Below are 26,926 nucleotides of genomic sequence, written 5' to 3'. Positions count from 1 at the left end.
ATCAGAAGCTGTGACGACGTTCTGGCCACGGGCTGACCACGCCTCTGCGTGAGGATGCGGTAATCTCGTTAACAAGCGCTGGAGGGCCGTGTAAACTAGGCGGCTCCCCGATTTCCATGCAGCAGCACAGGACCGCCGTCAACGTGCCAGTTTTTCTCCGCGATTCGCGATCTCCAGGCCGGCAGGCTGACCGCCCCGGCGGCGCCCCGGGCCGTGTGCGCCTGTGGTTGACCGGATGCTCCCTGGCGTTGGCGGGGCACGCCGCCCTGGCCCAGGCCGGGCCGACCGCCGCGGAACTGGACTGGCGTCCCCGTGAGGCCCTGCCTGCGGCGGTGCGGAATCAGCTGCCGGGGTTCTGTGAGGGCGGCTATCTGCCGCCGCCTTCGAGCGCTGCGGTGGTGTCCGGCAGCCTGGCTGAGGCGCCGATCCACGCCAGTGGCCTCAATGCCCGCTATGAGATTGATCGGTCGCTGTTTCTGGAGGGCGACGTCAGCGTCCGTCAGGGCGACTTCTCCATGCAGGGTGACCAGGCCCGTTACGATGCCGTCAGTGGTGAGGTGTCGCTGAATGGCGGGCTGGTGAGCCGCGGCGACGGTTTCCTATTGACCGGCGATGAAGCCCGCTACGACACCGCCTCTGGCCAGTTCCGTCTCAACACCGCTTCGTTCCTGTTGCACCAGGCCGATATGCGCGGCACAGCGGCAGCGCTGTCCCGGGTGGCGGACCAGCAGGTGGTGATTGATGAGGGGACGCTGACCACCTGCGCGCCTGGCCGGAACGACTGGTCCATTGTTGCCTCCCAGATCCATCTCGACCGGAACGAAGGTTTTGGTACCGCCCGTCACCTGCGCCTGGAGGTGATGGATGTGCCGGTGTTCTACTGGCCCTGGGCCAGCTTCCCGATTGATGACCGCCGCAAGAGCGGCTTCCTTTACCCCGAGTTCGGCACCTCCAACACAGGCACCGGCGGCTACCTGGCGTTGCCGTACTACTTCAATCTGGCGCCCCATTACGACGCCACCCTGACGCCCCAGTACATCCATGGCCGGGGCCTGTTCACCGAACTGGAAGGTCGTTACCTCGGACCCTACGGTGAATCGATGTTGCAACTGGGCTACATCGGCCAGGACAGCGACTATGACCGCGAGTACCCCGGCAAGGACGGCGAACGCTGGGCGCTGGATTTCAGCACCGGCGCCAGCTTCGGTGGTGGCTGGACCGGTTACGGCGACTACTCGGTGGTGTCCGACAACGACTACCTGAGCGACCTCAACCGTTCCCTCGACATCAGCCAGGCCACCCATCTGCGCCGTCGTGGTGGTGTCAGTTATCGCGACAGCAACCAGCTGTTCGAGGCCTACCTCAACGGTTATCAGACCATCGCGGACTACATCGCCGAACCCGACAAGCCCTATGCCCAGCTGCCGGAGCTGCTGTACGGCGGTCGTGCGGACCTGGGCCTGGCGGCGGCGTCGGTGGAAGCCCAGTACACCCATTTCTATCGCGATAACGACCTGCTCAGTGGCCTCGATCGGGCCAATGGTCAACGTCTGCGGCTGCAGCCACGGCTGGCGCTGCCGATGCGGGCCATCTGGGGGTACGCCGAGCCGTCGGCCACCCTCGACTACACCCACTATGAGCTGGTGGACTATGACTTCGGCGGCCGTATCGACGACAGCCGCCAGATTGACCGCACCGTGCCGGTGCTGGAGTGGGATTCCGGGCTCTACTTTGATCGCCGTACCGAACTGTTCGAGGTGCCGTACAACCAGACCCTGGAGCCGCGGCTCTATTACGCCTGGGCTGATGCCGATGATGACCAGGACGAGATCCCGGATTTTGACAGCTCCCTGCGTTCGTTCAGTTTTGACGAACTGTTCCGGCGCAACCGCTTCAGTGGCGGTGACCGGGTCGGGGACGCCAACCGCCTGACGCTGGCGGTAACCAGCCGCTTCTACGACCTTAACGACGGTGCCGAGAGGGCCCGTTTCAGCCTGGGGCAGGTCTACCACTACCGGGACCGCCGGGTCACCCTGGACGGCGAGGGGGCGGAAAGCCGTGGCGAGTCGCCGCTGGCGGGCGAGGCCGTGCTGCGGCCCCTGGCCAATCTGGACCTGCGTACATCGCTGCTGTGGGACCCGCGGTTGCGGGAAACGGAAGAGAGCCGCAGCCAGCTGGTGTTCCACTCCGGCGACTACCGCTACCTGGCCAGCCTGGGCCACACCTACAGCCGCGACCGGTTTGAGCAGGCGGACATTGGCGGGGTGGTGCCGGTGACCGATCAGCTCAGCCTGATCGGCCGCTGGGTCTACGATTCCCAGCTTGATCGTACCGCCGGCTCGCTGGCGGGGATTGAGTACAGCAGCTGCTGCTGGAGCGTGCAGGTGGTCCACCAGAACTACCTCACCACCGATGAGAAGCTCGACAGCCGGATGCTGTTCCAGATCCAACTCAAGGGGTTGGGGGGCACCGGTGGTGCTTCGAGCCGTATTTCCGACGCCATCTACGGGTTTGACGAGCGCCAACGCCGTCGTTACGGACATTGATCGAACGCGCCGGCGGGACCGGTGCCAACCACAGAAACAGGGGAATCTATGAAGGCCAATCTGCGCGTAAGCGTCCAAGCCATGCTGCTGTTGCTGGCGATGGTCCTGGCCACGGTGGCCCGGGCGGACCGGGAGCCGCTGGACCGGGTGATTGCCATTGTCGATGACAGCGTGATTCTGCAGTCGGAGCTGGATGCCCGGGTGCAGACCGTGATCTCACGGTTGAGCGCCCAGGGCACCACCCTGCCGCCGCGGTCGCTGTTGGCGCAGCGGGTGCTGGACCAGCTGATCACCGATTCGATCCAGCTGCAGCGGGCTGACAGGATGGGCATGCGGATCAGCGACAACGAGCTCAATGAGACCATCCGCAACATCGCCCAGGGCAACAACCTGACCCTGGCGCAGTTCGAGCAGCAGCTCACCGCCGAGGGCCTGACTTACGCCCAGGCGCGGGAGCAGATTCGCCAGGAAATGCTGGTCAGCCGGGTTCAGCAGCGCAGTGTGGGCAACCGCATCCGGGTCACGGACCGGGAGGTGGAAAACTACCTGGCGGCCGAGGAAGCCCGTGGCGGCAATGTCACCGAGTATGAGCTGGCCCACATCCTGGTGGCGGTGGATAACTTCAACGACCAGGCCGCCGCGCGCCAGGCCCGTGACAAGGCCGAGCGACTGGTGAAGGAAATCCGCAACGGCCGCGATTTCCGCTCCGCCGCGGTGGCCGAATCCGACGCCAGTAACGCGCTTGATGGCGGCCTGATGGGCTGGCGTCCGGAGAACCAGTTGCCTTCGCTGCTGGCCGACGTGGTGCCGGAACTGCCGCTGCAGGAACCCTCTGAGGTGTTGCAGAGCGGCAGCGGGTTCCACATCGTGATGGTGCTGGACAAGCGGGGCGGCGCCCAGTTGGTGGAGCAGGCCAAGGTGCGGCACATTCTGGTGCGGGCCTCCGAGACCCTGAGCGAGGATCAGGCAGAGCAGAAGATCCGCGAGCTCTATCGTGAGCTGCAGCAGGGCGCCGACTTTGCCGAACTGGCACGGGAGTATTCCGATGACCCGGTGTCCGGGTCCGATGGCGGTAACCTGGGGTGGGTCAGCCGCGGCCAGATGGTGCCGGCGTTCGAGCAGGCGATGCTGGCGGCGGACATTGGCGAACTCAAGGGGCCGATCCGTTCCCAGTTCGGCTGGCATATCCTGCAGGTGGAAGACCGCCGCCAGAAGGATGTCAGCGACGAACTCCAGGAGAACAGCGCCCGCCAGGCCATCTACCGTCGCAAGTTCGAGGTGGAGCTACAGTCCTGGTTGCGGGAGATCCGCGACGAAGCCTTCGTGGAAAAGAAACTCGATTCTGACGACAACGGTGACAACGCCTGATGACCGACGCCATCACCCTGGCCGTCACCGCCGGTGAGCCGGCGGGCATCGGCCCTGAACTGTGCCTGCAACTGGCCGCCAGCGACCGCGACGTCGGTCTGGTGGTGGTGGCCAGCGAAGCCCTGTTACGGGCCCGGGCAACCCAGCTGGGGCTGATGGTGACGTTGCGGCCCTGGCAGTCGGGGCAACCGGCCGCCACCGGCGCCGGTGAGCTGTCGGTGCTGGATGTGGCGGGACTGGCCTCGAATCAGCCGGGACAGCTCGATACCGGCAACAGCCAGTACGTGCTCGACACCCTGACTCTGGCCGCCAACGGCTGCCTGGATGGCACCTTCGATGGCATGGTGACGGCGCCAGTGCACAAGGGCGTGATCAACGAGGCGGGCATCGCCTTCAGTGGCCATACCGAGTTCCTGCAGGCGCTGTGCGGTGTCGAGCGGGTGGTGATGATGCTGGCCACCGACGAGTTGCGGGTGGCGCTGGTCACCACCCACTTGCCGCTGAAAGACGTCTCCGCCGCCATCACCCCGGCGCGGCTGAGTCAGGTCAGTCGCATCCTCGACCAGGACCTGCGCAAGTTCTTCGGTCTGGCGCGGCCCCGCATCCTGGTGGCGGGCCTCAATCCCCACGCAGGAGAAGGCGGTCACCTGGGGCGTGAGGAACTGGAGGTAATTGAGCCGACCCTGACGCAGCTGCGTAGTGAGGGTCTGGAGCTGATCGGGCCGCTGCCGGCAGATACCCTGTTTACGCCCCACTGGCTGGACCAGGCCGACGCCGCCCTGGCGATGTACCACGACCAGGGACTGCCGGTGCTGAAATTCCAGGGTTTCGGTCGTGCCGTCAACATTACCCTGGGGCTGCCGATTGTGCGCACCTCGGTGGACCATGGCACCGCCCTGGACCTGGCCGGCACCGGTCGGGCCGATGTCGGCAGTCTCAAGACCGCGGTGCGGGTGGGTGAGCGCATGGCTCGGTCCCTGCGCGCCCATCGGGCCACCGCTTCATCCCCGTCGAGTGGAGAACCGACATGAGCCGAAAGGCCGGCCACCAGGCCCGAAAACGTTTTGGACAGAATTTCCTGCACGACCCCGGGGTGATCGAGCGTATTGTCCGTGCCATCCATCCCCAGCCCGACGACGCCATGGTGGAGATCGGCCCGGGGTTGGGGGCGCTGACCGAAGAGCTGTTGCAGGCCAACCCGCGCTTGCAGGTGGTGGAGCTGGACCGGGATCTGATTCCGGTGCTGCGCACCAAGTTTTTCAACTACCCGGAACTGACCATCCACGAAGCCGACGCGCTGTCGTTCGATTTCGGTCAGCTTGCCGGTGATGGTGAGCGACTGCGGATCATCGGCAACCTGCCGTACAACATCTCGACCCCGCTGATTTTTCACCTGCTGAGCTTCTCCGGGCTGGTGAAGGACATGCACTTCATGTTGCAGAAAGAGGTGGTGCAGCGTCTGGCGGCGGTGTCCGGCGACAATCACTATGGCCGCCTCGGCATCATGGCGCAGTATTTCTGCAAGGTGCAGCCGCTGTTTGAGGTGGGCCCGGGCGCGTTCCGGCCGGCGCCCAAGGTGGATTCCGCCATCGTCCGGCTGGTGCCTCACGATACCCTGCCGCACCCGGCGAAAGACCTGGCCACCCTGCAACGGGTGGTGCGAAGTGCCTTCAATGCCCGCCGCAAGACCCTGCGCAAGGCGCTGGCTGCGGAGGTGTCGGTGGCCCAGCTGCAGGCGCTGGGGATCGATGACGGCCTGCGACCGGAAAACCTGACACTGGCCCAGTACGTGGCGATTGCCGATGCCGTGTACGAGGCCGGCGGAGAGAGGAATGACTGACTACGCCATTGGCGATATTCAGGGCTGTCACGACCGTCTGCAGGCGGTGCTGGCCAAGGTGGACTTCTCGCCGTCCCGGGATTGCCTGTGGGTGGCGGGGGACCTGATCAACCGTGGCCCGGCGTCGCTGGAAACGCTGCGTTTCCTGGAAGGTCTGGGGGACGCCACCCGCATCGTGCTGGGCAACCACGACCTGCACCTGCTGGCGGTGGTGCTTGGCGGGCATCGCACCCGCAAGAAGGATACCCTCGCGGAGATCCTCGATGCGCCGGACCTGGAGCGGCTGGTGGCCTGGCTGCGGCAGCAGAACCTGTGCCTCTACGATGGTGACCGGGACCTGTTCATGGCTCACGCCGGTCTGCCCCACATCTGGTCGGTGGATCAGGCCCTGGCCTGTGGCCGGGAAGTGGAGGCGGTGATCCGGGGGCCGGAGGCGCGGGCGTATTTCACCGGCATGTACGGCAACGAGCCGGCCCGCTGGCAGGACGATCTGCAGGGCATGGATCGCTGGCGCGCCATCACCAACTACTTCACTCGGATGCGTTTCATCGCCGCTGACGGCACTCTGGAACTGGCGACCAAGGAATCTGCCGGTGCCGCGCCCAATGGCTACCAGCCCTGGTTCCAGTTTCCCCGAGACGATCAGGTGCGGGTGATCTTCGGGCACTGGGCGGCGCTGGAGGGGCGTACCGGCAGCGAGCGCTACATCGGCCTGGACACCGGCTGTGTCTGGGGTGGCGCCCTGACCATCATGAACCTGGACAGCGGGGAGCGCATTCACTGTGACTGTTAGCACCCTGCCGCTGCTGCGCTTTCCGTTGGTGGCCGGCGCCCTGTCGATGCTGGTGGCGGTGATGGCGGGCGCCTTTGGCGCCCACGGCCTGCGGGCGCTGGTGAGTGCCCGGGGGCTTGAAGTTTTCCAGACCGCCGTCACCTATCAGGTATACCATTCCCTGGCGTTACTGGTGTGTGCCCTGCTGCTGGGTTTCGGCTGTCGCCGGCGCTGGCTGCAGGTTGCCGCCGGCTTTTTCCTGGCCGGCATCCTGCTGTTCAGCGGCAGCCTGTATCTGCTGGTACTGACCGATCTGCCCGGCCTGGGGCCGGTGACGCCGCTGGGCGGTGTCTGCTTTATGGTGGGGTGGCTGGTGCTGGCCATCGCCGGCATCCGCCGTACCCCTGTTGAGACTTGAGGCTTGTATGAACATTGAACTGAACGGCGAAGCGTACGAGCTGGCCGACCAGGCCACCGTGGCCACCCTGCTGGACGCCCTGGCGCTCCACGGCAAGCGGCTGGCGGTGGAAGTGAACGAAGACATTGTGCCCCGCAGCCAGCATGCCGAGTTCCGGCTGCAGGCCGGTGACCGGGTGGAAGTGGTCCACGCCATTGGTGGTGGCTGACCCCACCACCTCACTGCAGGCCGTCCTGGCCGGCAGCCCACACCACCCATAATCCCAACCCCAATCAGGTGCTCCATGACCCATCCTGCCGATAACGCGCTTCCTGAAGACAAACCGCTGGTCCTTGACGGCCGAACCTATCAATCCCGCCTGCTGGTCGGCACCGGCCAGTACCGCGACCTGGCCGAAACCGGCCGTGCCATCGAGGCCAGCGGTGCCGAGATTGTCACCGTGGCGGTGCGCCGTACCAACCTGGGCCAGAACCCGGATGAGCCCAACCTGCTGGATGTGATCTCGCCGGAGCGGTACACCATCCTGCCCAACACCGCCGGCTGCTACAGCGCCAAGGACGCGGTACGGACCTGCAAACTGGCGCGGGAGCTGCTCGACGGCCACGACCTGGTGAAGCTGGAAGTGCTGGGTGAGGAAAAGACCCTCTACCCCAACATGACCGAGACCCTGGTGGCGGCCGAGGAGCTGATCAACGATGGCTTCAAGGTGATGGTCTACTGTTCTGACGACCCGCTGCTGGCCAAGCGCCTGGAAGAGATGGGCTGTATCGCCATCATGCCGCTGGGCGCGCCCATCGGCTCCGGTCTGGGTATCCAGAACCGCTATAACATCCGCCTGATCGTCGAGAACGCCCAGGTGCCGGTGCTGGTGGATGCCGGTGTAGGCACCGCCTCCGACGCCACCATCGCGATGGAGCTGGGGTGTGACGGTGTGCTGATGAACACCGCCATTGCCCAGGCCCGTGACCCGATCCGTATGGCCAATGCCATGCGGCTGGCAATCGAATCCGGCCGCGATGCCTGGCTGGCCGGGCGGATGCCCAAGAAGCTCTACGCCAGCGCTTCCTCCCCCCTGGACGGCACCTTCTTCTGAGGTGTGGTCCGGTAAACGTTAACCTTCTGGAAATGGACACGCAGTAACGCCATGACCGACAAACAACCCAGCCGCCGGGAGGTGATCCTTCAGGCCCTCGCCGGCCTGCTGGAGACCGACCCCGGTGCCCGGATCACCACCGCCAGCCTGGCGCGATCCGTTGGCGTCACCGAAGCCGCGCTGTACCGGCACTTTCCCAGCAAACGCAAGATGTTCGAGGCGCTGATCGAGTTCGCCGAGGATGCGGTGTTCTCACGCTGCCAGCTGATTCTGCAGGAGCAGGACGACGCCCAGGTGCGTCTGCAGCAGATTGTCCACCTGGTGGTGGTCTTTGCCGAGCGCAACCCCGGGCTGACCCGGGTGCTCACCGGCGATGCCCTGATGGGGGAGGACGAAGCCCTGCGCCGCCGCGCCTCCCAGTTCTTCGAACGGCTGGAGACCCAGATCCGTCAGGTGCTCAAGGAGGGCGAGATCCGTCAGGGCCTGCGCCCCCGTACCAGTCCGGGCCGTGGCGCGGACTGGGTCATGGTCTTTATTGAGGGACGCCTGCAGCGCTTCGTGCGCTCTTCCTTCGAACGCCAGCCCACCGCCCACTTCGACGAATCCTGGCTGCTGGTGCTGGACACCGTCTGGCCCGGTTAACGCCCGCAACCACCCGCCACCGCTTCTAATTTCAGCCCTTTAGCAGACCTACCGGGACGCCTCCGCCAGCCACTGGCGGATGGTCTGGTAAAGGGCGGGCGCCGTGATCACGATGTCCTGCCCCCACAGCTCTTCCGGCTGTCCCTCCGGCACCGTACTGAAATGGCCCGCCTCGGCACCGGCTTCGGTGGCAATCAGCCGGGCGGCGGCAAAATCCCACGGGCTCACGGTCTCGTAATAGATGTCCAGCCGGCCACAGGCTACCCAGCAGATGTCCAGCGCGGCGGAGCCGATCCGGCGCAGATCGCGGCAGCGGTGGATCATGGTGTCGAGCCGGCGCAGCAGCGGGGCCAGCGCGTCCTTGGTGTAGGGAAAGCCGGTGGCAAACAGCGCCTGGCGTGGGGTGTCACAGCCGCTGTGGCGGATGCTCTCACCGTTCAGGGTGGCGCCCTGGCCGCGTTCGGCACGGAAGGTCTCCGCCGAGAACGGTGCGTGGACGATCCCCAGCTGCACCTGACCACGCTCGGCGTAAGCGATCGACACCGCCACCTGGGGGTGGCCGTAGGCGTAATTCACCGTGCCGTCGATGGGATCGACTATCCACAGCGGGGTGTCCAGTTCTTTCGCCTGGCTCAGGTCCGGCATGGATTCCTCGGACAGGATGCGGTGATCGGGAAAGCGCTCACGGATCGCCTGGGCGATGAACTCATCCGCCATCACGTCCGCGTGGGTCACCAGCTCGGTGTGGTTCTTGTAGTCGGTGCGGAGGGTGTTTTGCTCCCGCTCCCGGCGAATCAGCGCCCCGGCGTCCCGGGCCAGTTGCTCTGCGAAATCGGCAATCGCGGTAACAGACACGTGGTGGTCCCTCCTGGCAGGTATTGGTTTGGAGAGGCTATGGAACCACCGCCATCGAGCGTCCGCAAGTGTTACGCTGGTGGAGAGCCGGTGTCGCGGCCGGTTAACCGGAAAACAGCCAGGCCACACCCCGGATCACCACCGCCAGCGGCACCATCAGCAGGATCGCCAGCAGGTGCCAGATCAACACGATGTTGGCCTCGTTGCCGTGTCTGGTGGTGAGGTGGATGTACAGCCAGAAGCCGGCGCAAAAGCTCAGCAGCGGTAACCAGAAGTCCTGTCCCCACAGCGCCATCAACGGCAGCGACAGCGGTGCGACGAGGCTGGTGGCAAAGGCGATGGAGAAGATCACCCAGCCCAGGTCCCAGCGTTCTGAAATCTGTTGGGGCAGGGCGGTGAGGGCGCACAGGGCCAGGGTAAGCGACACCAGCCAGGGCCAGTCCCAGGCGAGAGGCCAGAGGGGCGTATCCATACGCGGGGCTCCTTTCGCGGGGTTCCGATGCTTGCGTGAGGGAAAAGCTGCCCCGATGCTGAACGCACCGGGGCTGGGGCTGTTTACAGCGCCTGGAGCCAGGCTTCCATCTTGTCCATGGCGGTCACCAGGCGTGGGCAGGCCTGTTCAACAAAGCTGTCGCCCAGGGCCTGGTCGGCGTAGTCGCCACCGGCCAGCTTGAGGGCTTCGCCGCCGTCGAAGTCGACGAACGCCAGACGTGCGCCGAGGTGGTCCGGCACGAAGCCGAAGTCGCTGGCGGGCAGAATGGCCACCCCGGTGTCTTCCAGCAGGCGCTGGCACAACGCCTGGCTGGTCTTGATGTCGCGACGGGCAAGGGCATCCTGGAAGTTGACGAAGTTCGGGAACAGGTAGAAGGCCCCCTCCGGCTTCTGCACCACGGCGCCCATGTCGCTGAGCCGGCGGTGGAGGTATTCACCCACCACTTTCAGCACCCGTCGGGACTGCTTCAGGTACTCGTCCATGTCGTCCCCCCCGTCGAAGGCGGCGATGGCGGCGTACTGGATCGGCGCACTGGTGGCGGTGTAGGTTTCGCTGGCAATGATCGCCATGGCGTCCTGCAGCGGTCGCAGCTCGGGCGGGAAGATGAAGGTGCCGAGACGCCAGCCGCCGGCGCCGGCCCATTTGCTCAGGCCGGTGCTGATGATGGTGCCTTCCGGGTAATAGCGGGCAATGGACTTGTGCTTGCCCTCGAAGTGCACTTCGCCGTAGATCTCATCCGACAGCAGGATCAGCTTGTATTTGCGGGCGACGTTGGCGATCGCCAGCAGCTGGTCTTCGGTGTAGGTGCAGCCGGTGGGGTTGGATGGGTAGTTGAGAATCAGGATACGCGGCCGCGACGGATCGTCACGGCAGATGATGTCCAGCTCCTCGGCGGTGAGCTGCCAGTTGTTCTCGGCGTGGGTCGGCAGCCAGTGAACCGAGCGACCGATGATGCGGGCCTGGGGAGCGTAGGACACCCAGCTCGGGCGGGGAATCAGCAGGTCGCCGTAATAGGCCAGCTGGAGAATGAACAGCAGCTCCTTGGAACCGGGGCCGATAAGCACGTCGTCTGCGGTGCAGCGCATGTGTTCGGCACGGTTGATGTAGCCGGCGATGGACTGACGCAGGGCCTTGAGTCCCTTGACCGGGAGATAGTCCTTTTCATGGGCATGCTGTCGCAGTGCCTCCACTACGCGATCGGGTACCGGGAACGGAGATTGCCCCAGGCCCAGCTTGATGATGTCGCGGCCTTCCTGGCGCAGCTGGTTGCTCAGCTCATTGATGCGCAGGGTCGAGGAGGGCTGGATGCCGCGAACGTTGAGGTTGATGGCGTAGTGACGGTCTGTGCTGTTTATGTCCATGGGTCCTGATCTGTTGTGAGTGTTGTCACACAGCAGTATAGGAAAGCCGACGGAAAACCATCAGGGTGACGGAATAGGGGATTGCCGAAGTGTCGCGGTAAGCGTCTGTGAATCAATGCCTTGGCAGCGCTGGAGAAATATCCGGAAGCCGTTTGGCCGGGGTGGCGGTCACGCAATGTTCTTTTGTGTTTCACGCCCAGGCTTGGTAATTTCGCCGGCGAGACAGGAGTTGAAGCAGTTCTCAGATGGAGATTGAGACCATGTCCCGCACCCCCCAAAAAAACTGGGTTGTCGATCTGCCCGCCCGTACAGCCCGCCACCATTCCGGGTTTCTGATCCAGTTTGAGGGTCGCCCCGGTTCCAGCCATTTCGGTGGTCACCCCACCTTTGTGCCGTCGCTGAGTCACCTGGAAACAGTAGCGCTGATCCGCGAGGGGTTTCAGGCTTTCAAGGAAGCCTACGCCGATTCCGTCAGCCAGACCCGCACCAGTGTGCCGGTACGCAAGAAACTGGTACTGCCGAATTAACCAGTCGGGACACTAGCCCGTCCGTCAGTGTGCAGTCTGCTCGGCCCGCAGTTCCGCCAGCGCCTGGTCGAAGCGATCACGCAGCGCGGCGGCCTGAGGGTTGCGACGGGAGAACGCCGCCCGCAGCTGTCGTGGTGGTGCCACCGGCGTTGGCAGCGCCTCCAGGTTGGCCAGCTCCGGCATGTCGTCGCGGTGATGGGCGATCAGATACTCGCACACCTTCTGCTCGCAGATGAACAGGTCAATCCGACCCCGCGCCAGCATTCTCAGGCTGGTGAGGTCCGGCTGTTCGTGACTGATGCGGGTGATCCGGGCCAGATCACGGGCGATCCAGGCCATGAATTCGCTGGGGTAGTTGTAGGACTCCGACAGTCCAATTCTTTGCCCGCTCAGGTCGTCCAGCTGCTGCCAGGAAAACGGCCAGTCGCGGCGCTTGAACAGCACATCCCGGGCCAGGCTCAGGGGGGCGGTGAACAGCAGGTCCTCGGTACGCTGATCGGAGTAGGTCAGTGAATAGATCATGTCCGCAAAGCCGTCCTCGACCTGTTTGATGGCCCGGCGCCAGGGCAGCATCTCAATGTTGGCGTTCAGCCCCATGCGGTGGATGACCTGGCACACGGTGTCGGTATCGATGCCCACGACGGCGTCCCCCCGGCTGTACTCGTAGGGCGGGAACTCGGCGGTGACGATGGTCAGGTTGGCGGGCTCGGCCCTGGCCTCCAGAGTGACAAGGGAGGCCAGAAACGACAGCGCTGCAAAGAATACCGGTCGATTCAGCATGTCGGTGGTCCATGGATGAAAGGGGCCCGTCGGGACACTAGGACCGCATTGTAGCGGCGTTGGCCTCCGGATGGCAGTCAACCGTGTCCAGAAACAGGTGGCCCGGCGCCGCCTTGGCCCGTTTCTTGGCTGCCGAGGCGATCTCCGCCAACTGGTCGGCGGTGCGACAGGCGTTGCAGTCGAAGCCGTTGACGGCAACCAGGCCGGCGGCAAGGGTGACCAGTGGAAAGCGCGCCATCTGGCCGAAGCGGTCGCTGCACTCGACAAAGCCCGCGTCTCGGGTGGCGGAGGGGTAGAGCGGTGCGGTCTCGGTAACGAACAGCGCCTGGGCCTGGCGGATACGATCCAGGGTGTCGTCCGCCGGGCTGATCACCACAAAGTCGTCGCCGCCGATGTGGCCCACAAAGTCGTCACGGTCGGTGAACAGTTCCGCCAGAATGCCGCCGAGCTTGAGGATGACCTGGTCCCCGGCGCGGTAGCCGAGCACGTCGTTGAGGGGCTTGAAGTGGTTGATGTCGAAGTACACCAGGGTGAATGGCTGGCGTTCCCGCAATCGGCTTTCCAGGGCCTTCTGGATCGGTACGTTGCCGGGCAGCAGGGTCAGCGGGTTGGCGTAGCGGGCATCCTCGAGCTTGCGGGCGGTGATCTGCTTGAGCAGCGAGCGGGTGGCGCCGAGACCGGCATAGCCGCCGTCGCGCACCACGATGAAGTGCTGCTTTAGGTAGTGCAGATCCTCGTCGATCAGCCGCTGGCTGACGTCTTCCAGCGACATGTGATGGTCCACCACCAGGGCATCGGCGCTGAGCAGGTGGGTGACCGCGCGGCGCTCGTTGAGGGCGCGGCCATAGGGCGTGCTGAAGGTCTCCAGCACCCGCCATTTGTGCAGCAGGCCAAGGGGATGGCCGTTGTCCACCACCGGCAGGGCGAACAGGCTGGGCTCTCTCTGCAATCGTTCCCAGGCGGCCTTGAGGGTGGCATCCGGGGCCAGGGGTTCGACGTAGCGGCACAGGTCGGCGGCGGAATCGCGGCTGTTGCCGGCCCACTGGCGGCCGGTGTGGCGGGGCAGCAGCGGATCAAGGGTGGCGGTGGGCATGGGTCGGGGGCGACCGAACAGGAAGCCCTGCACCAGGTGAATGCCCAGCTCGGCAATCAGCCGGAACTCGGCCTCGCTTTCGACACCTTCGGCGATCAGTTTGCAGTCCAGGCGTTTGGACAGATCCACCACTGAACGCACGAACTCCCGTTTGATCAGATCGTCCTGGATGTCACGAATGAAGTGGCGGTCGATCTTGACGAAGTCCGGCTTCAGCTCCGACCACAGTTTGAGTCCGGAATAGCCGCTGCCAAGGTCGTCGATGGCGATCCCGAAGCCCTGCTGACGCAGCCACACCAGCGATTCCTGCAGGGCCGCCAGGTCACTGGTGGGGTAGCGTTCGGACAGTTCGATGATGATGTCTTCGGCCTGCAGGCCGTTGTCGTCAAGCAGCCGGGACAGGCTAGCGCGGTTGAGTGCCGGCAGCACCAGTTTGTCCGGACTGACGTTGACGAACAGCTTCTGGGGTACGCCGTGCGCGGCCCAGCTGCGGGCAGTGGCCCGCAGGCACAGGGATTCCAGTTCGCCGGTCAGGTTGTGGCGTTCGGCGGTTTCAAACAGCATCGCCGCGGAGTGCAGCGGGCTGTCGGAAGGCCCCCGGCTGAGGGCCTCGTAGCCGAAAACGGAGCCTCCGGCGGTGTCCACGATGGGTTGTAACAGGGTGGTGATACGTTCATCGGCAAGCAAGTGCTGTAATTCCTGAACCAGACTGTCTTGCATCCAGGGGCTCCGGGTCGGTTAGTGCTTCACCCACACCTCGACGCGTCCATTGCGTTGCTGACCGGCACGGCCGCCTGAGCGTCCAACAGGCATGAAATGGCCATAGCCGGTGTAGGCATCCACTTCCGTTCCTTTTTCCCGCAGTGCCCGCACCACGGACAGGGCGCGCAATTCGGAAATCATCTGCGCCCGCAGCTCGCTGGTCTGCTGGTCGGCAAAACCGATCAGCAACAGGTCGGAGCCCTGCCGGTTTTCCCGTTCCAGGTAGTCGATCACCCGTGTCAGGTCACGCTGGGCCTTGTTGTCGAGGCGGGTATGGCCTTCGGAGAAGCGGAAGTTCACCGTCAGCCTACGGTAGTTTTGTGTCAGGGATTTGAACGACGCCGGTGTGTTGTCATCAAATTCCGGGTCCATGGCCATTGGGGTCTGGGAGATGCAGCCATTGTCATCGACGATTTGCTGGCCCTGTTCGCTGAGCACAAAGGCGATGAACTCGTTGACCAGGTTGCTGTTGTTGTCTTCCCGGGTGTAGAGGAACAGTCGCCGGGTCAGCGGGTAGTCCTCGCTGGCCACCGTCAGGCGGTCGGGCTTGAGGGCCGGGGCGTCGCCGTCGGCCACCGCCACCACCTTGCTGTCGCGGATCGAGGCCAGGCCGGCGAAGCCGATGGCGGCGGGGTTCTGGCTGACGTCGTCGGAGAGTTGGTCGTTGGATTCATAGCGGCGGGTGCCGGCGGCCAGTTGGTAGCGATCGCCCAGCACCAGGTTGCGGAAGGTGTCCCAGGTGCCGGACTGGCTGTCGCGGGCGTAGCGCTGGATCGGCAGGTCGGCACCACCAAGCTGGGCCCAGTTGTTGATGTCGCCGGCAAAGATCTGGCCGAGCTGGTCCAGGGTCAGGGACGTAAGCGGGTTGTCTGGGTGGATCAGAATGGCGAGGCCGTCGATGGCGATGATGTGTTCACTCGCAAGCGCGGTGAGGTCGGCCTCGCCGGCGAGGGCGTCAATCTCGGTGGGCTTGGCCGGGCGTGACGCCGCCCAGATGTCCGCGGTGTCGTCCAGCAGGGCCTGGAAGCCGGTACTGGAACCGTGGGCGGCAACCCGGGCGGTCAGGGCGTTGTCGTCCTGGCCAGCCTGGATCAGCAGGACATTGTCTTGCGCTCCGGGCTGGCGTTCGGCGTCCTGGCCTGACCTTTTTTGCAGGAAGCCGGCCACCAGTGCCGGAGCCAGGTCGGCACCGATGGTGTTGGAGCCGTGGATTTCGATATGGGTTTCACTGGCCAGTAGCGGCCAGCTCAGGCACAACAGGCACAGGGCGCCCATCTTGCGAGCTGCAGACAGCATGGTTTTCCTCTCTAGTGCGGGATTGGTGCGGACGTACACCGGCCGATGACGGACAACGGCCCGGGCGTGGGCAGCGGGCCCAGCGTGGGCAACGGATCGCAGGGAGAGGTCATCGGGGTACGGCGCGGGTTGGTGTGGCTAACGGGGCGGTGGTGCTCCAGGCTCAGTGCCCGGGGCCAAACCGGTGTGGGTCCAGTTCCATGTGTTCGATGCGCTGGCCCAGCATGATCACCCGTCCGAGGTAGCGTTCCTCGCCAGTGGAGGTGAACTCGAACAGGTAACGGCGCCAGACTCGAAGCCGTCCCTGGCGGTCGCGTTTGAACCAGAGCCCCCGCGAATAGACCGCGTCATCCAGCAGCATCACGTCCATTTGCTTGCAATAGGTCTTGGCGGCGGCAAGCACCGTGTCCTTGATCGCCTTGGCACGCCACCAGTACCAGGCTGCGAAGCCAAGGGTGAAGAGCCAGAATAGGGTGCCTAGGGTCACGGAGAAATTGCCTGTCGCCGGATCGGAGGGGCCCGGTTGGACCGGCGCCAAGGTTACACCGAATCAGGGGTCAATTGCGAGTCTCTGCTCGGGATTTCAGCGGCTTGCCGCTGCTCCGTGCTGACGCCGCAGAGCATCTGCAGAAAGTGGTTACTCAGCAGGTGGGCCTGGTCGACGTTGCTGGCCAAGTGAAGGGACTCCTGCTGGGCGCTTTCGCTGCTCTGTACCGAGCGGGTGCCCAGTTCCAGCAGCCGCTGGGCTTGCCGCTCTACCTGCAGGCTGAGACTGGACTGCTGTTCGATGGCGTCGGCGACCTGATCGGAGCAGGCAGCAATCAACTGGATGTCCGCCAGGGTGGAGGTGATGGCCGCCTGGGTGTGGGTGGCGTTGCGGCGGGTCTGGTCGCAGGCCGCCACTCCCTGTTGCAGGGTGGCGGAAGCCAGGCGGGCATCGCCCTGAAGGCCGTGGATGATCTGCTCTATCTCGCGGGTGGATTCCTGGGTACGGCGGGCCAGGTTCCGCACCTGCTCCGCCACCACCGCGAAACCACGTCCGGCCTCACCGGCCCGGGCTGCCTCGATGGCGGCGTTGAGCGCCAGCAGGTTGGTGCGTTCGGCAATGTCGCCAATGACGTCCAGCACCATGCCGATGGTGTCACTGCGGTCCGCCAGTGCCAGCACCTGGGTGTTGGCCCGGGTCAGGTCGGTGCTGAGTTGTTCCAGGGCGTTGTCCAGGGTCGCCATCTGTTGCTGGCAGTGCTGGGCGGAGCGGTCGGCATCGCCGGTGGCGTCGCGGGTCTGGCGGGTGAGATTGCTGACCCGCTGGACACTGTCGGCGAGGGCATCGAACGCCCGGTTGATGTCATGGAGGTCGTGCTGCTGGCTGCGGATGCTATTGGCGGACTGGCTGATCCAGTCCATGGTGCGGTCCTTGCGGTTGTGGATATCGTCCACATTGGCGTGCAGTCGTGCCGACACCGCTCGGAGGGTGGCGTCCTTCTTCAGCCGCTCAAACGTCAGCCAGGCGCTATCGTCGCGCCGACCGGTGTAGATGTAGGGGTGGGCCGGGTGAACGCCTTCACGGCCGGCCCGGAGGCGGTGGTGCAATGGCCACAGTCCCGCCAACAGGGCGGCAAAGGTGAGCAGGAGTAGTGCCTGGGTGGCGGCGATCCAGGTCACGGCCAGCAAGGGAATACTGGCCCACAGCAGCACCGATGCCAGTGCCAGGTAGCCAGCGACCAGACGGCTGAGCAGGGCCGGTGCCCGGGCCAGAAAACGCTCGGGCACCGAGCCGGTGGCCCAGGCCCGGTACACCGCCTCCGCCCGTTGCACCTGTTCCCGAGTGGGGCAGGTACGCACCGATTGGTACTCCACTACTTCACCATGCTGGCGGATTGGCGTGACGAACGCGCTTACCCAGTAGTGGTCGCCGTTGCGGCAGCGGTTCTTCACCAGCCCCATCCAGGAGTCGCCCCGCTGGATGGTCTGCCACAGGTCGGCAAAAGCGGCCTGGGGCATGTCCGGATGACGGATGATGTTGTGGGGCTGGCCCAACAGATCCTGCTCATCGAAGCCGGCGATCTCGCAGAAGGTGTCGTTGACGGCGGTGATGCGGCTGTTGAGGTCGGTGGTGGTGATCAGGTGACTGTGCTCGGCGAAGCGCTTTTCCTGCTGGGTTACGGGCTGGTTTCGACGCATGACAATCCTTTGCTGTTGTTTGAGTTCTGGGCTCAATTGCGGCGATGTTATTTGCTGATGTTCCTTGCCAACTATTGCCTGCGGTCGCTGGAATACCAGCCGCATATTGCAATTATCGATAAGTAAGCGCTTATTTATGAACAAATACACGCTTCTTTAGGGCGGGTTTGCAATATCAGGCTAGGGCCAAAAGTGTAATTGCTTATCCTCTGCTGCAGGTGAAACATACAAAGGAGCCTCAGACTCCAACGATAAGAATGTGAGGAAACAGCCAGGCAGGCCATGGACACACTCAAAGATCACAGCTTCAAACAACTGGTGGACCAGCATCCCCGCGCCATCATGCTGGCAACCACCGAGCCGACCATCACTTACGTCAACCAGCAGTTCTGTCGGGTGACCGGCTACTCGGTGAGCGAGATCGTCGGCCTGAAGCCGTCGGTACTGAGTTCCGGCTTCCACAGTGAGCAGTTCTACGCCGACATGTGGCGTACCATCGCCGAGCAGGGGCACTGGGAAGGGGTGATCTGGAACCGTCGCAAGAGCGGCGAGATCTACCCGCAATGGCTCAACATCTTCCCCATTGAGCAGGAAGGGGAGCGGCTCTATGCCGGGGCTTTTCTCGACGTCAGCGAGCTCAATCCGCGGGACCGCGGGCTGGAATCGATGGCCTACTTCGACACCCTCACCGAACTGCCCAACCGCTCGCTGTTCCGGGAGTTCCTCAACGCCAAGGTCAGCCAGTGCGAGAGTGGCGGCAGCCAGTTTGCGGTGCTCTTCATTGACCTGGATTTCTTCAAAGGGGTGAATGACCTGCATGGCCATGACGTCGGTGATCAGGTGCTGCGTCAGGCGGCGGCGTCGATCCGTCGGGTGATGCGTGAGAGCGATGTACTGGCGCGGCTGTCCGGAGACGAGTTTGCCGCCATCATCGATCTGGACCATGGCGACGCCATCCTGGAAACCGTGGGCCAGCGCATCGTCGATGTGTTCCACCAGCCCATCCCCGCCGAGGACAAGGACCATTTCCTGTCGGCCTCGGTGGGGGCGGCGGTGTTTCCCAAGGACGGCACCAGCGGTGACGATCTGCTGCAGAACGCCGACCGCGCCATGTACGAGGCCAAGAACGCCGGCCGCTCCTGTTTCCACCGTTTCCGCCAGGACGAGTCCGAGCGCAGCCTGCAGGAGCAGCGGGTGGCGGAGGCGCTGGTGGAATCGCTGAAAACCACACCGGAGGAGTTCAGTGTGGTGTACCAGCCCCAGTTCGACCTCACCAGTGATCGGCTGATTGGCATGGAGGTGTTGGTGCGCTGGGATCACGCCGACATCGGTCCGATCTCCCCCGCCGAGTTCATTGAGGTGTGCGAACGGCGTGGGCTGATTCACGAGCTGATGGAGCGGGTGGTGGCCTGCGTGGTGGCGGACCTGTCGTCCCTCACCACGGCGGTGCCGCGCGGCCTGGGGCTGGCGCTGAACATCTCTGCCGGCCAGTTTGCCGATGCCCGCCTGCTGGCGCTGATTGAGCCAATCGTCCGCGAGACCCGGCGTCTGGGCTGGGTGCCGGAACTGGAGATCACCGAAACCCACCTGATGCACCTGTCGCCGCGCTACCGGCGGCAACTGGAAGCCTTTGGCCGGGATGGCGTACGCATCGCGGTGGACGATTTCGGGACCGGCTATTCCTCGCTGGCCTACCTGCACGAACTGCCGATCCACATCCTCAAGATTGACCGCCAGTTTGTGGCCCGGCTGGGGGAGGAGCGCCGTGACCTGCAGATTGTCTCAGCGGTGCTGGGGATGGCCCAGGCCCTTGAGCTGGAGGTGATCGCCGAGGGCATTGAGACCGACACCCAGCGGCAGCACCTGGTGCAACTGAACTGCCTCAAGGGGCAGGGCTTCCTGATGGCAAGGCCGATGCGCTGGGACCAGCTGAGCCAGCGCTGGTTGATGTAAATCAAGCTCAAGCCCAAAACAGCGGGAAAAGTGACCTGTTTGCAATATAAGTCATGGACGATATCGGCCCGACCTTGGAGAGTGCACTCATTTAGTGCTGACGGGTTGTAGCGTTTTATGGTCGAGAACACGAACTGTTGCGAGCTGGGAGCCTACCTGCGGTTACACCGGGCCAAGCCGGGTGAGTGGGCGGCGGCCCTGCATAGCCTGACCCGTGGTGGCGAGACCCGCCTGAGTGCGGAGCGGGCCCATCTCTCCGGACATTGCCTGGCGGAGTTGTCCACACGGCTGGGCAGTGTCATGTACTTCTGGGCCGAGGGTGGCCTGCGGCTGGCCGGGCGCAAGGGGCCCTGGTATACCCTGGCGCTGATCCAGAATGGTGATGTCGAGATGGCCACCGACGAGGGCAGTTTGGGGCCTTCGCCACAGCTGCTGATGCTGCCCCCAGACAGTCCGGTCGACCTCAGTCTGCAAGCCGGATTTCGCGGCCTGGTGATCCAGCTCCCCCCTCATCTGCTGACCGAGATCCGGATGCCGACGCCGGTGATGCAGCACGGCCTGCGCCCCTGGCTGGAGCATTACCTGTTTGAGAGCCAGTTCTTCCTCGATCATGGCCATGCCATCGCCGAGACCGAGCGCCTGTTGCGGCGGTTGCTGGACGCGCTGAACGAGGGCGTGGTGGCGCCGGCGCCACCGCCGCGGCAACTGGACCGGCGCGTACTGCGGGCCATCGACAAGATGCGTCATGACCGCAACTGGGAGTTCCAGCTGGCGGATCTGGCCAGCTGTGCCGGCGTCAGCGAACGTAACCTGTACTACCTGATGAAGGCCCACACCGGCATGACTCCCTATCGCTTCCATCAGCGTTGCCGGCTGATCCGCGTGCGTCAGCGGCTGGTGGACTGCCAGTGCGCCACGGTGCACATTTCCCGCTACGCCAGTGACGAAGGCTTTGCCCACCCCGGGCGGTTTGCGGCGTTGTACCGGGAGCACTTCGGTGAGCTGCCACGGCAGACGGTGCAGATCCGGCGGGCGCTGCTGGAGCGGGTGGCGCCGCTGGAGGCCTTGGCGGGTTAGCCGCTGGATTCGCGCGATTACCTATCGAGTGATCAGGCACAAAAAAACCGGCGCGGACGCCGGTTTTTTTGTGGTCGGGCGTCAGTGCTGCCCGTTGGCTGGCGCCGGTTCCTGAATCTCCGCCGGGGTGACATCGTGATGCTCCCGGGCCAGCAGAATGTAGAACGCTGGCAGAACGAAGATGGTGAACAGGGTACCGATACCCAGACCAGCGGTGATCGTCAGACCGATGGCAAAGCGGCTTTCCGCCCCGGCACCAATGGCAATCAGCAGTGGCACCATGGCGAAGATCAGGGCCAGCGACGTCATGATGATCGGCCGCAGACGGATCGCCGCCGCTTCGATCACCGCCTGGCGCTTGTTGAGGCCACGCTCCTGCTGCAACTGGTTGGCGAACTCCACGATCAGGATGCCGTTCTTCGACACCACCCCGATCAGCGTGATCAGCCCCACCTGGGTGTAGATGTTCATAGTGGCGAAGCCCAGCACGATGAACGCCATCGCCCCGGCCACCGACATCGGCACCGACACCAGGATGATGAAGGGATCACGCCAGCTTTCAAACTGCGCCGCCAGCACCAGGTAGATCACCAGCAGCGACAGGAAGAAGGTCACCATCAGCGCGCTGCCCTGATTGGCCAGCTGACGGCTCTGTCCGGTGTAGTCGTAGGTGAAGCCGGCCGGCATCACCTCATCCGCCGTCTTCTCGATGAACGCCATGGCATCGCCTGCCGCCACGCCCGGCATCACCACCCCTTCCAGGGTGACCGCGTTGAGCTGGTTGAACTGGGTCCGTCGTGACGGCTCGACATCGTGGTCGAAGCTGACGACGCTGCCCAGGGGCACCAGATCACCGCTGTCGGTACGGATGTAGTAGTCGTCCAGGGCCTGGGCACTGGCGCGGAAGTCCCGCTCCACCTGCGGCACCACTTTGTAGGAGCGCTCGTCCATGCTGAACCAGTTGATGTAACCACCACCGAGCATGCTGGACATGGCCTGGCCGACGTCCTGCATCGACAGCCCCAGATCCGCGACCCGGTCACGGTCGACGTGGATGCGGGTGACCGGCCGGTCGAAGTTGATCGACTTCTGCAGGAACATGAAGTTGCCACTCTGCATGGCCTTGCCGAGCATCTCGTTGGCGACGCTGTCGAGCTGTTCGTAATCCTCCCCGGTGGTGATCACGAACTGGAACGGCAGCCCGCCGCCGGAACCTGGCAGGGACGGCATCGGGAACACCGCGGTCTGCAGCCCGGTGACCTTCTGCAGCTCCTGCTGCAGCATCGGCTGAACCTCGAACTGGCTGATGTCACGCTGGCTCCAGGGGGCCATCTTGAAACCGCCGAACACGGCGTTGGGGCTGGTGATGCCCAACAGCATGAAGTCCTCCGCATAACCCGGGACATTGCCCATGCGGGCCTGGACTTCGTCACCATGCTCGCGCAGGTAATCCAGATTGGCTTCCTGGGGGCCGAGACCCTGATAGAACAGGATGCCCTGATCTTCGGTCGGTGCCAGTTCGCTCTGGCTCATCATCACCATGAAGTAGATGGAGGCCAGCACCACGACGGCGAAGAAGATCACCACCGAGATGGTTTCCATGGTGGATGACAGCGCCCGTTTGTAGCCGTTGGCGAGACCGTTGAAGGTTTTCTCCACCATCACCTCAAACCGGCCGGGGTTGCCGTGGGGTTTGAGGACCTTGCCGGACATCATCGGTGACAGGGTCAGTGCCACGATGCCGGAGATCACCACGGTTCCGGCGAGGGTAAAGGCAAACTCGGTGAACAGTGAACCTACCAGGCCGCCCATGAATCCGATGGGGGCGTAGACCGCCACCAGGGTGGTGGTCATGGCGATGATCGGAACCGCCATTTCCCGGGCGCCGTTGATGGCGGCGTTGAACCGGGTTTCGCCGGCCTCGATGTGCCGGTGGACGTTCTCCACCATGATGATGGCGTCATCCACCACCAACCCGATGGCGAGAACCATCGACAGCAGGGTCAGCAGGTTGAGGGAGAAGCCCATCAGCAGCATCACGAAGGCGCCACCGATCAGCGACAGCGGCACTGCCACCGACGGCACGATCGCTGCCCGCAGCGAGCCCAGGGTCAGGAACACCACCACCAGTACGATCACCAGCGCTTCCAGCAGGGTCTGGATAACCTCATTGATGGAATCGTCGATGAAGTCAGAGGCGTCGTAGGCCAGGCGCACGTCGAGGCCGGAAGGCAGCTGGCGCTCAATGTCCGGCAGCAGGTCCTTGACCAGTTCGGCGACCGTCAGCGGGTTGGCGCCCGGCGACAGTTCGATCGCCACGTAGGTGGCGGGCTGGCCCTTGTACAACGCCAGAGCGTCGTAGGATTCCGAGCCCAGCTCAACCCGGGCGATGTCCTGCAGGCGGATCAGAGTGCCATTGGACTCCTTGATCACCAGGTTGCGGAACTGGTCCGGGTCGGCGACATCGGTGTCGCTGGTCATGTTGATCTTGGTGTACTTGCCTTCGGTACTGCCCACACCTGCCTGGTAGTTGTTCTTCAGCAGCACGTTGACCACTTCCTGCGGGGTCATGTCCACCGCCGACAGGCGTTCCGGGTCCAGCCACACCCGCAGGGCAAACTTGCGGCCCAGAAGGTCCGCCTTACCGACACCGGCCAGGGCCTGCAGCTTGGGCTGGACGACCCGTGCCAGGTAATCGGTAATCTGGGGCACCTTCAGCTCGGAGCTGTAGAAGGCAATGTACATCAACGCGGTGGAATCACCGGTGGTGGAGGTGATGACCGGGTCCTGGGCGTCGGCGGGCAGCACGTTGCGCTGGCTGGCCACCTTGGCCTGGATTTCCGCCAAAGCGGCGTTGGCGTCGTAGTTCAGCACCATCTTGGCTTCGATGGTGGACAGCCCCTGGGAACTGGTGGAGGTCAGGTAATCAATGCCGTTGGCCTCGGCGATGGCCTGCTGCAACGGATTGGTGATAAAGCCCTTGACCAGGTCGGAGCTGGCCCCCGGGTAAGCCGTGCTTACCGTGACCGTGGTGCTCTCCAGTTCGGGGTACTGGCGGATCTCCATCTCCAGGGCCGCCCGGGCCCCGAGTAACAGAATCAACAGGCTGACGACCGTCGCCAGTACCGGTCGATGGATGAATACGTCAGTGAATCGCATTATTCAGAGGCCTCCGCCTGGCTGGCGTCCTGCTGACCAGGCGCCGGATCTTCCTGAATGGTGACGTGCTGACCGGCCCGCAGGCGCAACAGCCCTTTGGCCACAACCTGTTCACCGGCGTCCAGGCCATCGGTGATGGCGACCCGGCCGTCGCGGATCTCACCGGTGGTGACGCTGCGACGGTTCACGATCAGCTGGTCGTTCTCGCCCGGCTCGACCACGAACACAAAGTCGCCGTAGGTGTTGTAGGAGATGGCGGTCTGCGGCACGGTCACCACGCTCACGTCCTCGGGCTGACGGGTGAAAATGGTGGCGAACATGCCTGGCTTGAGCTTGTTGTCCGGGTTGTCGATGGTGGCGCGGATGCGCACGGTCCGGGTTTCCGGGTTGACCGAGGTATTGATGGCGCTGACCTCGCCGGAGAAGGTTTCACCCGGGATGGCGGCCACCGAAGCCTCAACATCGTAACCGGTGGCGACCAGCGGCAGGTCCTTCTCGGACAGGGTGTAATCGACGTAGATCGGGTTCAGCATGTTGATCTCGACGATCGGTGTGCCGGTGGCCAGGTACTGGCCCTGGTCGACCATGCGCAGCCCCAGGGTTCCGTCGAACGGTGCGCGGATGACCTTCTTGCTCAGGGTCGCCTCGGCTTCATTCACCCGTGCCTGGGCAGCGTCGTAATTGGCCTTGGCCTTGTCGTAATCGGACTGGGACACGGCGCGGCGCGGCAGCAGGTCGCTGACCCGATTGAATTCCTGGGCGGCCAGCTGGGCCTCGGCGCGGCGGGTCCGCAGGGCGGCCTCGTCAATGGCGGCATCCATACGCAGCAGGACTTCACCTTTCTTGACGTTGTCACCGGACTCGAAGTGGATCGACTCGATCACTCCCGGCTCTTCGTTGGCGATTTCGATCCCGTTCACCGCAGTGGTGCTGCCGACCGCCTTCTTGGCCGGTGTCCAGGATTCGGTGGTTGCGGTGGTTGCCGATATAATGGCCGGAGGTTGCGGCTGGGAGAACATTTCCTGCATCTGGCCAAACTGGTAGAACTTGTAGCCGAAAATGCCGCCAAGCACGATGCCGAGAAAAATAAGGACGATTACGAATCGGGAGGCTGTGCGCATAGTTCTGATCCTGGGTGACAAATCCATGTACGGGAGGCGCTGAAGGGTAGTCACGCTACCATACTGTTTTTTTTTGGGTTAAGAATCCGCAAGTTTATATCAAACGATAGCATCCTATACAGGGTCGAATGTCATTGTCACGACCCTGTCAGGGTTATTACGTACCGTGCGCTCAGTTTGGCCAGAAGCGTTGGGTAGCTTTGTTTCCGGCCGCTGTCGTGGCAGTCTCTGCGGCGGTCGGTGATGGCCAATGGTGTCACCACTTACAGGTGGTGTTGGGATGAAAATTGACGTTTCCCCGGCGGGGTAGGGTGGTGGCATGCATTGGCTCCTGGGAATCGCGCTGACTGTCGCGGTGTTTGTGATCCTCAAACGTTGGGGAGAGCTGTCGCCGGAAGCGCGTCGAAAAATGCTCTGGAAGTGGGGCGTGGTGGCGTTTATTGGTGTGCTGGCGGTGCTGGTGCTGACCGGGCGTATCCATGCTGTCACCGCTGGTGTTGCTGCCCTGTTACCGTGGCTGCGCCGGCTGCCGGCGCTGTTGCAACACTGGTCGACGCTGCAGCGCTGGCTGGGCCGCAACGACACCGGCCCTGGCCCTGGTGAATCGTCGCCGCCGCCGCGGGCCGGGGCCATGACCCGCCAGGAGGCCTGCCAGATCCTGGGCGTGGCCAGCGACTGCAGTCGGGAGGAGGTCATTGCCGCCCACCGCCGGCTGATGCAAAAGCTGCACCCGGACCGGGGCGGCAGCGATTACCTGGCGGCGCAACTCAATGAGGCCAAGGCCTGCCTGTTGCGGGGCTGAGCGCTACAGCACATCCACCCGTACTTCAAAACGCTGCTGATCACGGCTGTCGCCGCCGACCTGATAGACGATGCCCTGTTGCTGGTGCTTGCGGGTGGTCTCGGTACTGCCCAGCTCCACCCAGGTGCCCGGTGCCACCCGCCGCGAGGTCATCACCGCCTCGGTCTCGAACCCCGGCTGGTCGTCCTGGGGCAGGTCGTCAAACGCCATGACGCTCAGTTCCACCTGTTGCCGGGAAATCAGTCGTGGCGTTACCACAAAGCCCCGCCGCATCGGTACCTGCTGATAGAGCACGGCCGGATTGCGTCCCCCCTGGATCGCCACGGGGAGGGCGCGTACCTGGCCGGAGTTGATGTGGGCGGACTGGCCGTCCTGGATCACCAGTGACTGTTCCCGTTGACGCTCGGTGCTTATGGTGCGGCTGCCGGCGCTGAGGGTGACCTGGCTGTCGCGGGCGCTGGCACCGGCGCCGCTGCCATGGCGGTGATCGTTGCCACCACTGCGGATGGTGATGCGGAGCTGGGCAACGGCGACGTCCATGGTGTCGATGAGCTGGTCGATTTCATCGAGAATGCTGTCGTCAGCGCGGATGATCAACTGCTGACCGTGGCTGGTGATGGCGGCCTGGTCGCGGGGGTACAGTTCTTTCAACTGTTGCGCCACATCATCGGCGGGGCGGTTGCTGAGCTGGTGGGTGCGGGTGGCTGCATCGGTGGTAGCGACCAGGCTGAGCAGGCACAGTGAGAAGGCAACAATTCGTGACAGGGCCATGGGAACGTCCGGC

24 protein-coding genes are annotated in these 26,926 nt (G+C 64.1%); 13 read left to right on the top strand and 11 right to left on the bottom strand.

The genetic code is table 11. From position 1 onward, the window contains the following. The first annotated feature begins 215 nt into the window (after window positions 1-215). The 9 genes from MLD24_RS08665 (at window position 216) to slmA (ending at window position 8,679) form a co-directional block, all read left to right on the top strand. Complete coding sequence (locus MLD24_RS08665; protein ID WP_248166194.1) at window positions 216-2,546, top strand: LPS-assembly protein LptD; 2,331 nt, start codon at window positions 216-218, stop codon at window positions 2,544-2,546. Window positions 2,547-2,594: 48 nt separating this feature from the next. Beyond that, window positions 2,595-3,914: a peptidylprolyl isomerase gene (locus MLD24_RS08660; protein ID WP_248166192.1), complete on the top strand. Its 1,320-nt coding sequence runs from the start codon at window positions 2,595-2,597 to the stop codon at window positions 3,912-3,914. Then, window positions 3,914-4,945 carry a 4-hydroxythreonine-4-phosphate dehydrogenase PdxA gene (gene pdxA / locus MLD24_RS08655; RefSeq protein WP_248166190.1) on the top strand — a complete coding sequence of 344 codons (1,032 nt, stop codon included), beginning with the start codon at window positions 3,914-3,916 and terminating at the stop codon, window positions 4,943-4,945. Before MLD24_RS08660 ends, pdxA begins: the two co-directional genes overlap by 1 nt. Beyond that, window positions 4,942-5,754 carry a 16S rRNA (adenine(1518)-N(6)/adenine(1519)-N(6))-dimethyltransferase RsmA gene (gene rsmA / locus MLD24_RS08650; RefSeq protein ID WP_248166188.1) on the top strand — a complete coding sequence of 271 codons (813 nt, stop codon included), beginning with the start codon at window positions 4,942-4,944 and terminating at the stop codon, window positions 5,752-5,754. The genes pdxA and rsmA overlap by 4 nt, the downstream gene beginning before the upstream one ends. Then, on the top strand, window positions 5,747-6,547 hold the full coding sequence (locus MLD24_RS08645) for a symmetrical bis(5'-nucleosyl)-tetraphosphatase (RefSeq protein ID WP_227173862.1): 801 nt from the start codon (window positions 5,747-5,749) through the stop codon (window positions 6,545-6,547). The genes rsmA and MLD24_RS08645 overlap by 8 nt, the downstream gene beginning before the upstream one ends. A gap of 10 nt (window positions 6,548-6,557) precedes the next feature. Next, window positions 6,558-6,944 (top strand): DUF423 domain-containing protein, encoded by a 387-nt coding sequence (locus tag MLD24_RS08640; protein WP_416381907.1) that lies wholly within the window; start codon window positions 6,558-6,560, stop codon window positions 6,942-6,944. Between the two features lie 7 nt (window positions 6,945-6,951). Next, entirely contained in the window at window positions 6,952-7,152 is a 201-nt protein-coding gene (thiS, locus tag MLD24_RS08635; RefSeq protein WP_227173863.1) for a sulfur carrier protein ThiS, read from the top strand. Window positions 7,153-7,227: 75 nt separating this feature from the next. Beyond that, window positions 7,228-8,037: a thiazole synthase gene (locus MLD24_RS08630; protein WP_248166186.1), complete on the top strand. Its 810-nt coding sequence runs from the start codon at window positions 7,228-7,230 to the stop codon at window positions 8,035-8,037. Between the two features lie 51 nt (window positions 8,038-8,088). Then, the gene (slmA, locus tag MLD24_RS08625; RefSeq protein WP_227173865.1) at window positions 8,089-8,679 is read left to right on the top strand and encodes a nucleoid occlusion factor SlmA; all 591 of its coding nucleotides are present in this window, start codon (window positions 8,089-8,091) and stop codon (window positions 8,677-8,679) included. A gap of 48 nt (window positions 8,680-8,727) precedes the next feature. On the opposite strand, the gene MLD24_RS08620 is transcribed toward slmA, so the two are convergent. The 3 genes from MLD24_RS08620 to MLD24_RS08610 all read right to left on the bottom strand — a co-directional run bounded on the left by MLD24_RS08620 (window position 8,728) and on the right by MLD24_RS08610 (window position 11,388). After that, a complete protein-coding gene (locus tag MLD24_RS08620) occupies window positions 8,728-9,534 on the bottom strand; it encodes an inositol monophosphatase family protein (protein WP_248166184.1) in 807 nt (268 codons plus the stop codon). 103 nt (window positions 9,535-9,637) lie between these two features. Next, complete coding sequence (locus tag MLD24_RS08615) at window positions 9,638-10,006, bottom strand: hypothetical protein (RefSeq protein ID WP_248166182.1); 369 nt, start codon at window positions 10,004-10,006, stop codon at window positions 9,638-9,640. An 83-nt stretch (window positions 10,007-10,089) separates the two neighbouring features. Further along, window positions 10,090-11,388, bottom strand: a complete 1,299-nt coding sequence (locus MLD24_RS08610; protein ID WP_248166181.1) for a pyridoxal phosphate-dependent aminotransferase — start codon at window positions 11,386-11,388, stop codon at window positions 10,090-10,092. 260 nt (window positions 11,389-11,648) lie between these two features. Between MLD24_RS08610 and MLD24_RS08605 the strand changes: the two genes are divergently transcribed. Continuing rightward, window positions 11,649-11,915: a hypothetical protein gene (locus tag MLD24_RS08605; protein ID WP_248166180.1), complete on the top strand. Its 267-nt coding sequence runs from the start codon at window positions 11,649-11,651 to the stop codon at window positions 11,913-11,915. Between the two features lie 24 nt (window positions 11,916-11,939). On the opposite strand, the gene MLD24_RS08600 is transcribed toward MLD24_RS08605, so the two are convergent. From MLD24_RS08600 to MLD24_RS08580, 5 genes are all read right to left on the bottom strand, one after another. Continuing rightward, window positions 11,940-12,695 carry a substrate-binding periplasmic protein gene (locus tag MLD24_RS08600; RefSeq protein ID WP_248166179.1) on the bottom strand — a complete coding sequence of 252 codons (756 nt, stop codon included), beginning with the start codon at window positions 12,693-12,695 and terminating at the stop codon, window positions 11,940-11,942. Window positions 12,696-12,732: 37 nt separating this feature from the next. Beyond that, window positions 12,733-14,508, bottom strand: a complete 1,776-nt coding sequence (locus tag MLD24_RS08595; RefSeq protein ID WP_248166178.1) for a GGDEF domain-containing protein — start codon at window positions 14,506-14,508, stop codon at window positions 12,733-12,735. 18 nt (window positions 14,509-14,526) lie between these two features. Next, complete coding sequence (locus MLD24_RS08590; RefSeq protein ID WP_248166176.1) at window positions 14,527-15,846, bottom strand: substrate-binding domain-containing protein; 1,320 nt, start codon at window positions 15,844-15,846, stop codon at window positions 14,527-14,529. 163 nt (window positions 15,847-16,009) lie between these two features. Then, window positions 16,010-16,333 (bottom strand): DUF3301 domain-containing protein, encoded by a 324-nt coding sequence (locus tag MLD24_RS08585; protein WP_227173873.1) that lies wholly within the window; start codon window positions 16,331-16,333, stop codon window positions 16,010-16,012. A gap of 53 nt (window positions 16,334-16,386) precedes the next feature. Further along, entirely contained in the window at window positions 16,387-18,030 is a 1,644-nt protein-coding gene (locus MLD24_RS08580; protein WP_248166175.1) for a methyl-accepting chemotaxis protein, read from the bottom strand. Window positions 18,031-18,312: 282 nt separating this feature from the next. On the opposite strand from MLD24_RS08580, the gene MLD24_RS08575 reads away from it, so the two are divergent. Then, window positions 18,313-19,983 carry a putative bifunctional diguanylate cyclase/phosphodiesterase gene (locus MLD24_RS08575; RefSeq protein WP_248166173.1) on the top strand — a complete coding sequence of 557 codons (1,671 nt, stop codon included), beginning with the start codon at window positions 18,313-18,315 and terminating at the stop codon, window positions 19,981-19,983. A 117-nt stretch (window positions 19,984-20,100) separates the two neighbouring features. Next, window positions 20,101-21,060, top strand: coding sequence for an AraC family transcriptional regulator (locus tag MLD24_RS08570; protein WP_248166171.1), 960 nt, complete (start codon window positions 20,101-20,103; stop codon window positions 21,058-21,060). An 81-nt stretch (window positions 21,061-21,141) separates the two neighbouring features. On the opposite strand, the gene MLD24_RS08565 is transcribed toward MLD24_RS08570, so the two are convergent. Next, window positions 21,142-24,219, bottom strand: coding sequence for an efflux RND transporter permease subunit (locus MLD24_RS08565; RefSeq protein WP_227173877.1), 3,078 nt, complete (start codon window positions 24,217-24,219; stop codon window positions 21,142-21,144). Next, complete coding sequence (locus tag MLD24_RS08560; RefSeq protein WP_248166169.1) at window positions 24,219-25,340, bottom strand: efflux RND transporter periplasmic adaptor subunit; 1,122 nt, start codon at window positions 25,338-25,340, stop codon at window positions 24,219-24,221. The genes MLD24_RS08565 and MLD24_RS08560 overlap by 1 nt, the downstream gene beginning before the upstream one ends. A gap of 319 nt (window positions 25,341-25,659) precedes the next feature. Here MLD24_RS08560 and MLD24_RS08555 point away from each other — a divergent pair, with 319 nt between their 5' ends. Continuing rightward, complete coding sequence (locus MLD24_RS08555; protein WP_248166167.1) at window positions 25,660-26,142, top strand: J domain-containing protein; 483 nt, start codon at window positions 25,660-25,662, stop codon at window positions 26,140-26,142. Window positions 26,143-26,145: 3 nt separating this feature from the next. On the opposite strand, the gene MLD24_RS08550 is transcribed toward MLD24_RS08555, so the two are convergent. Next, window positions 26,146-26,913, bottom strand: a complete 768-nt coding sequence (locus tag MLD24_RS08550) for a secretin (protein WP_248166165.1) — start codon at window positions 26,911-26,913, stop codon at window positions 26,146-26,148. Window positions 26,914-26,926: the final 13 nt, after the last annotated feature.

Source organism: Marinobacter xestospongiae (assembly GCF_023156385.1).
Taxonomy (GTDB): domain Bacteria; phylum Pseudomonadota; class Gammaproteobacteria; order Pseudomonadales; family Oleiphilaceae; genus Marinobacter; species Marinobacter xestospongiae.
The sequence above is the reverse complement of the archived record's forward strand: the minus strand, read 5'-3'. Positions and strand labels throughout refer to the sequence as shown.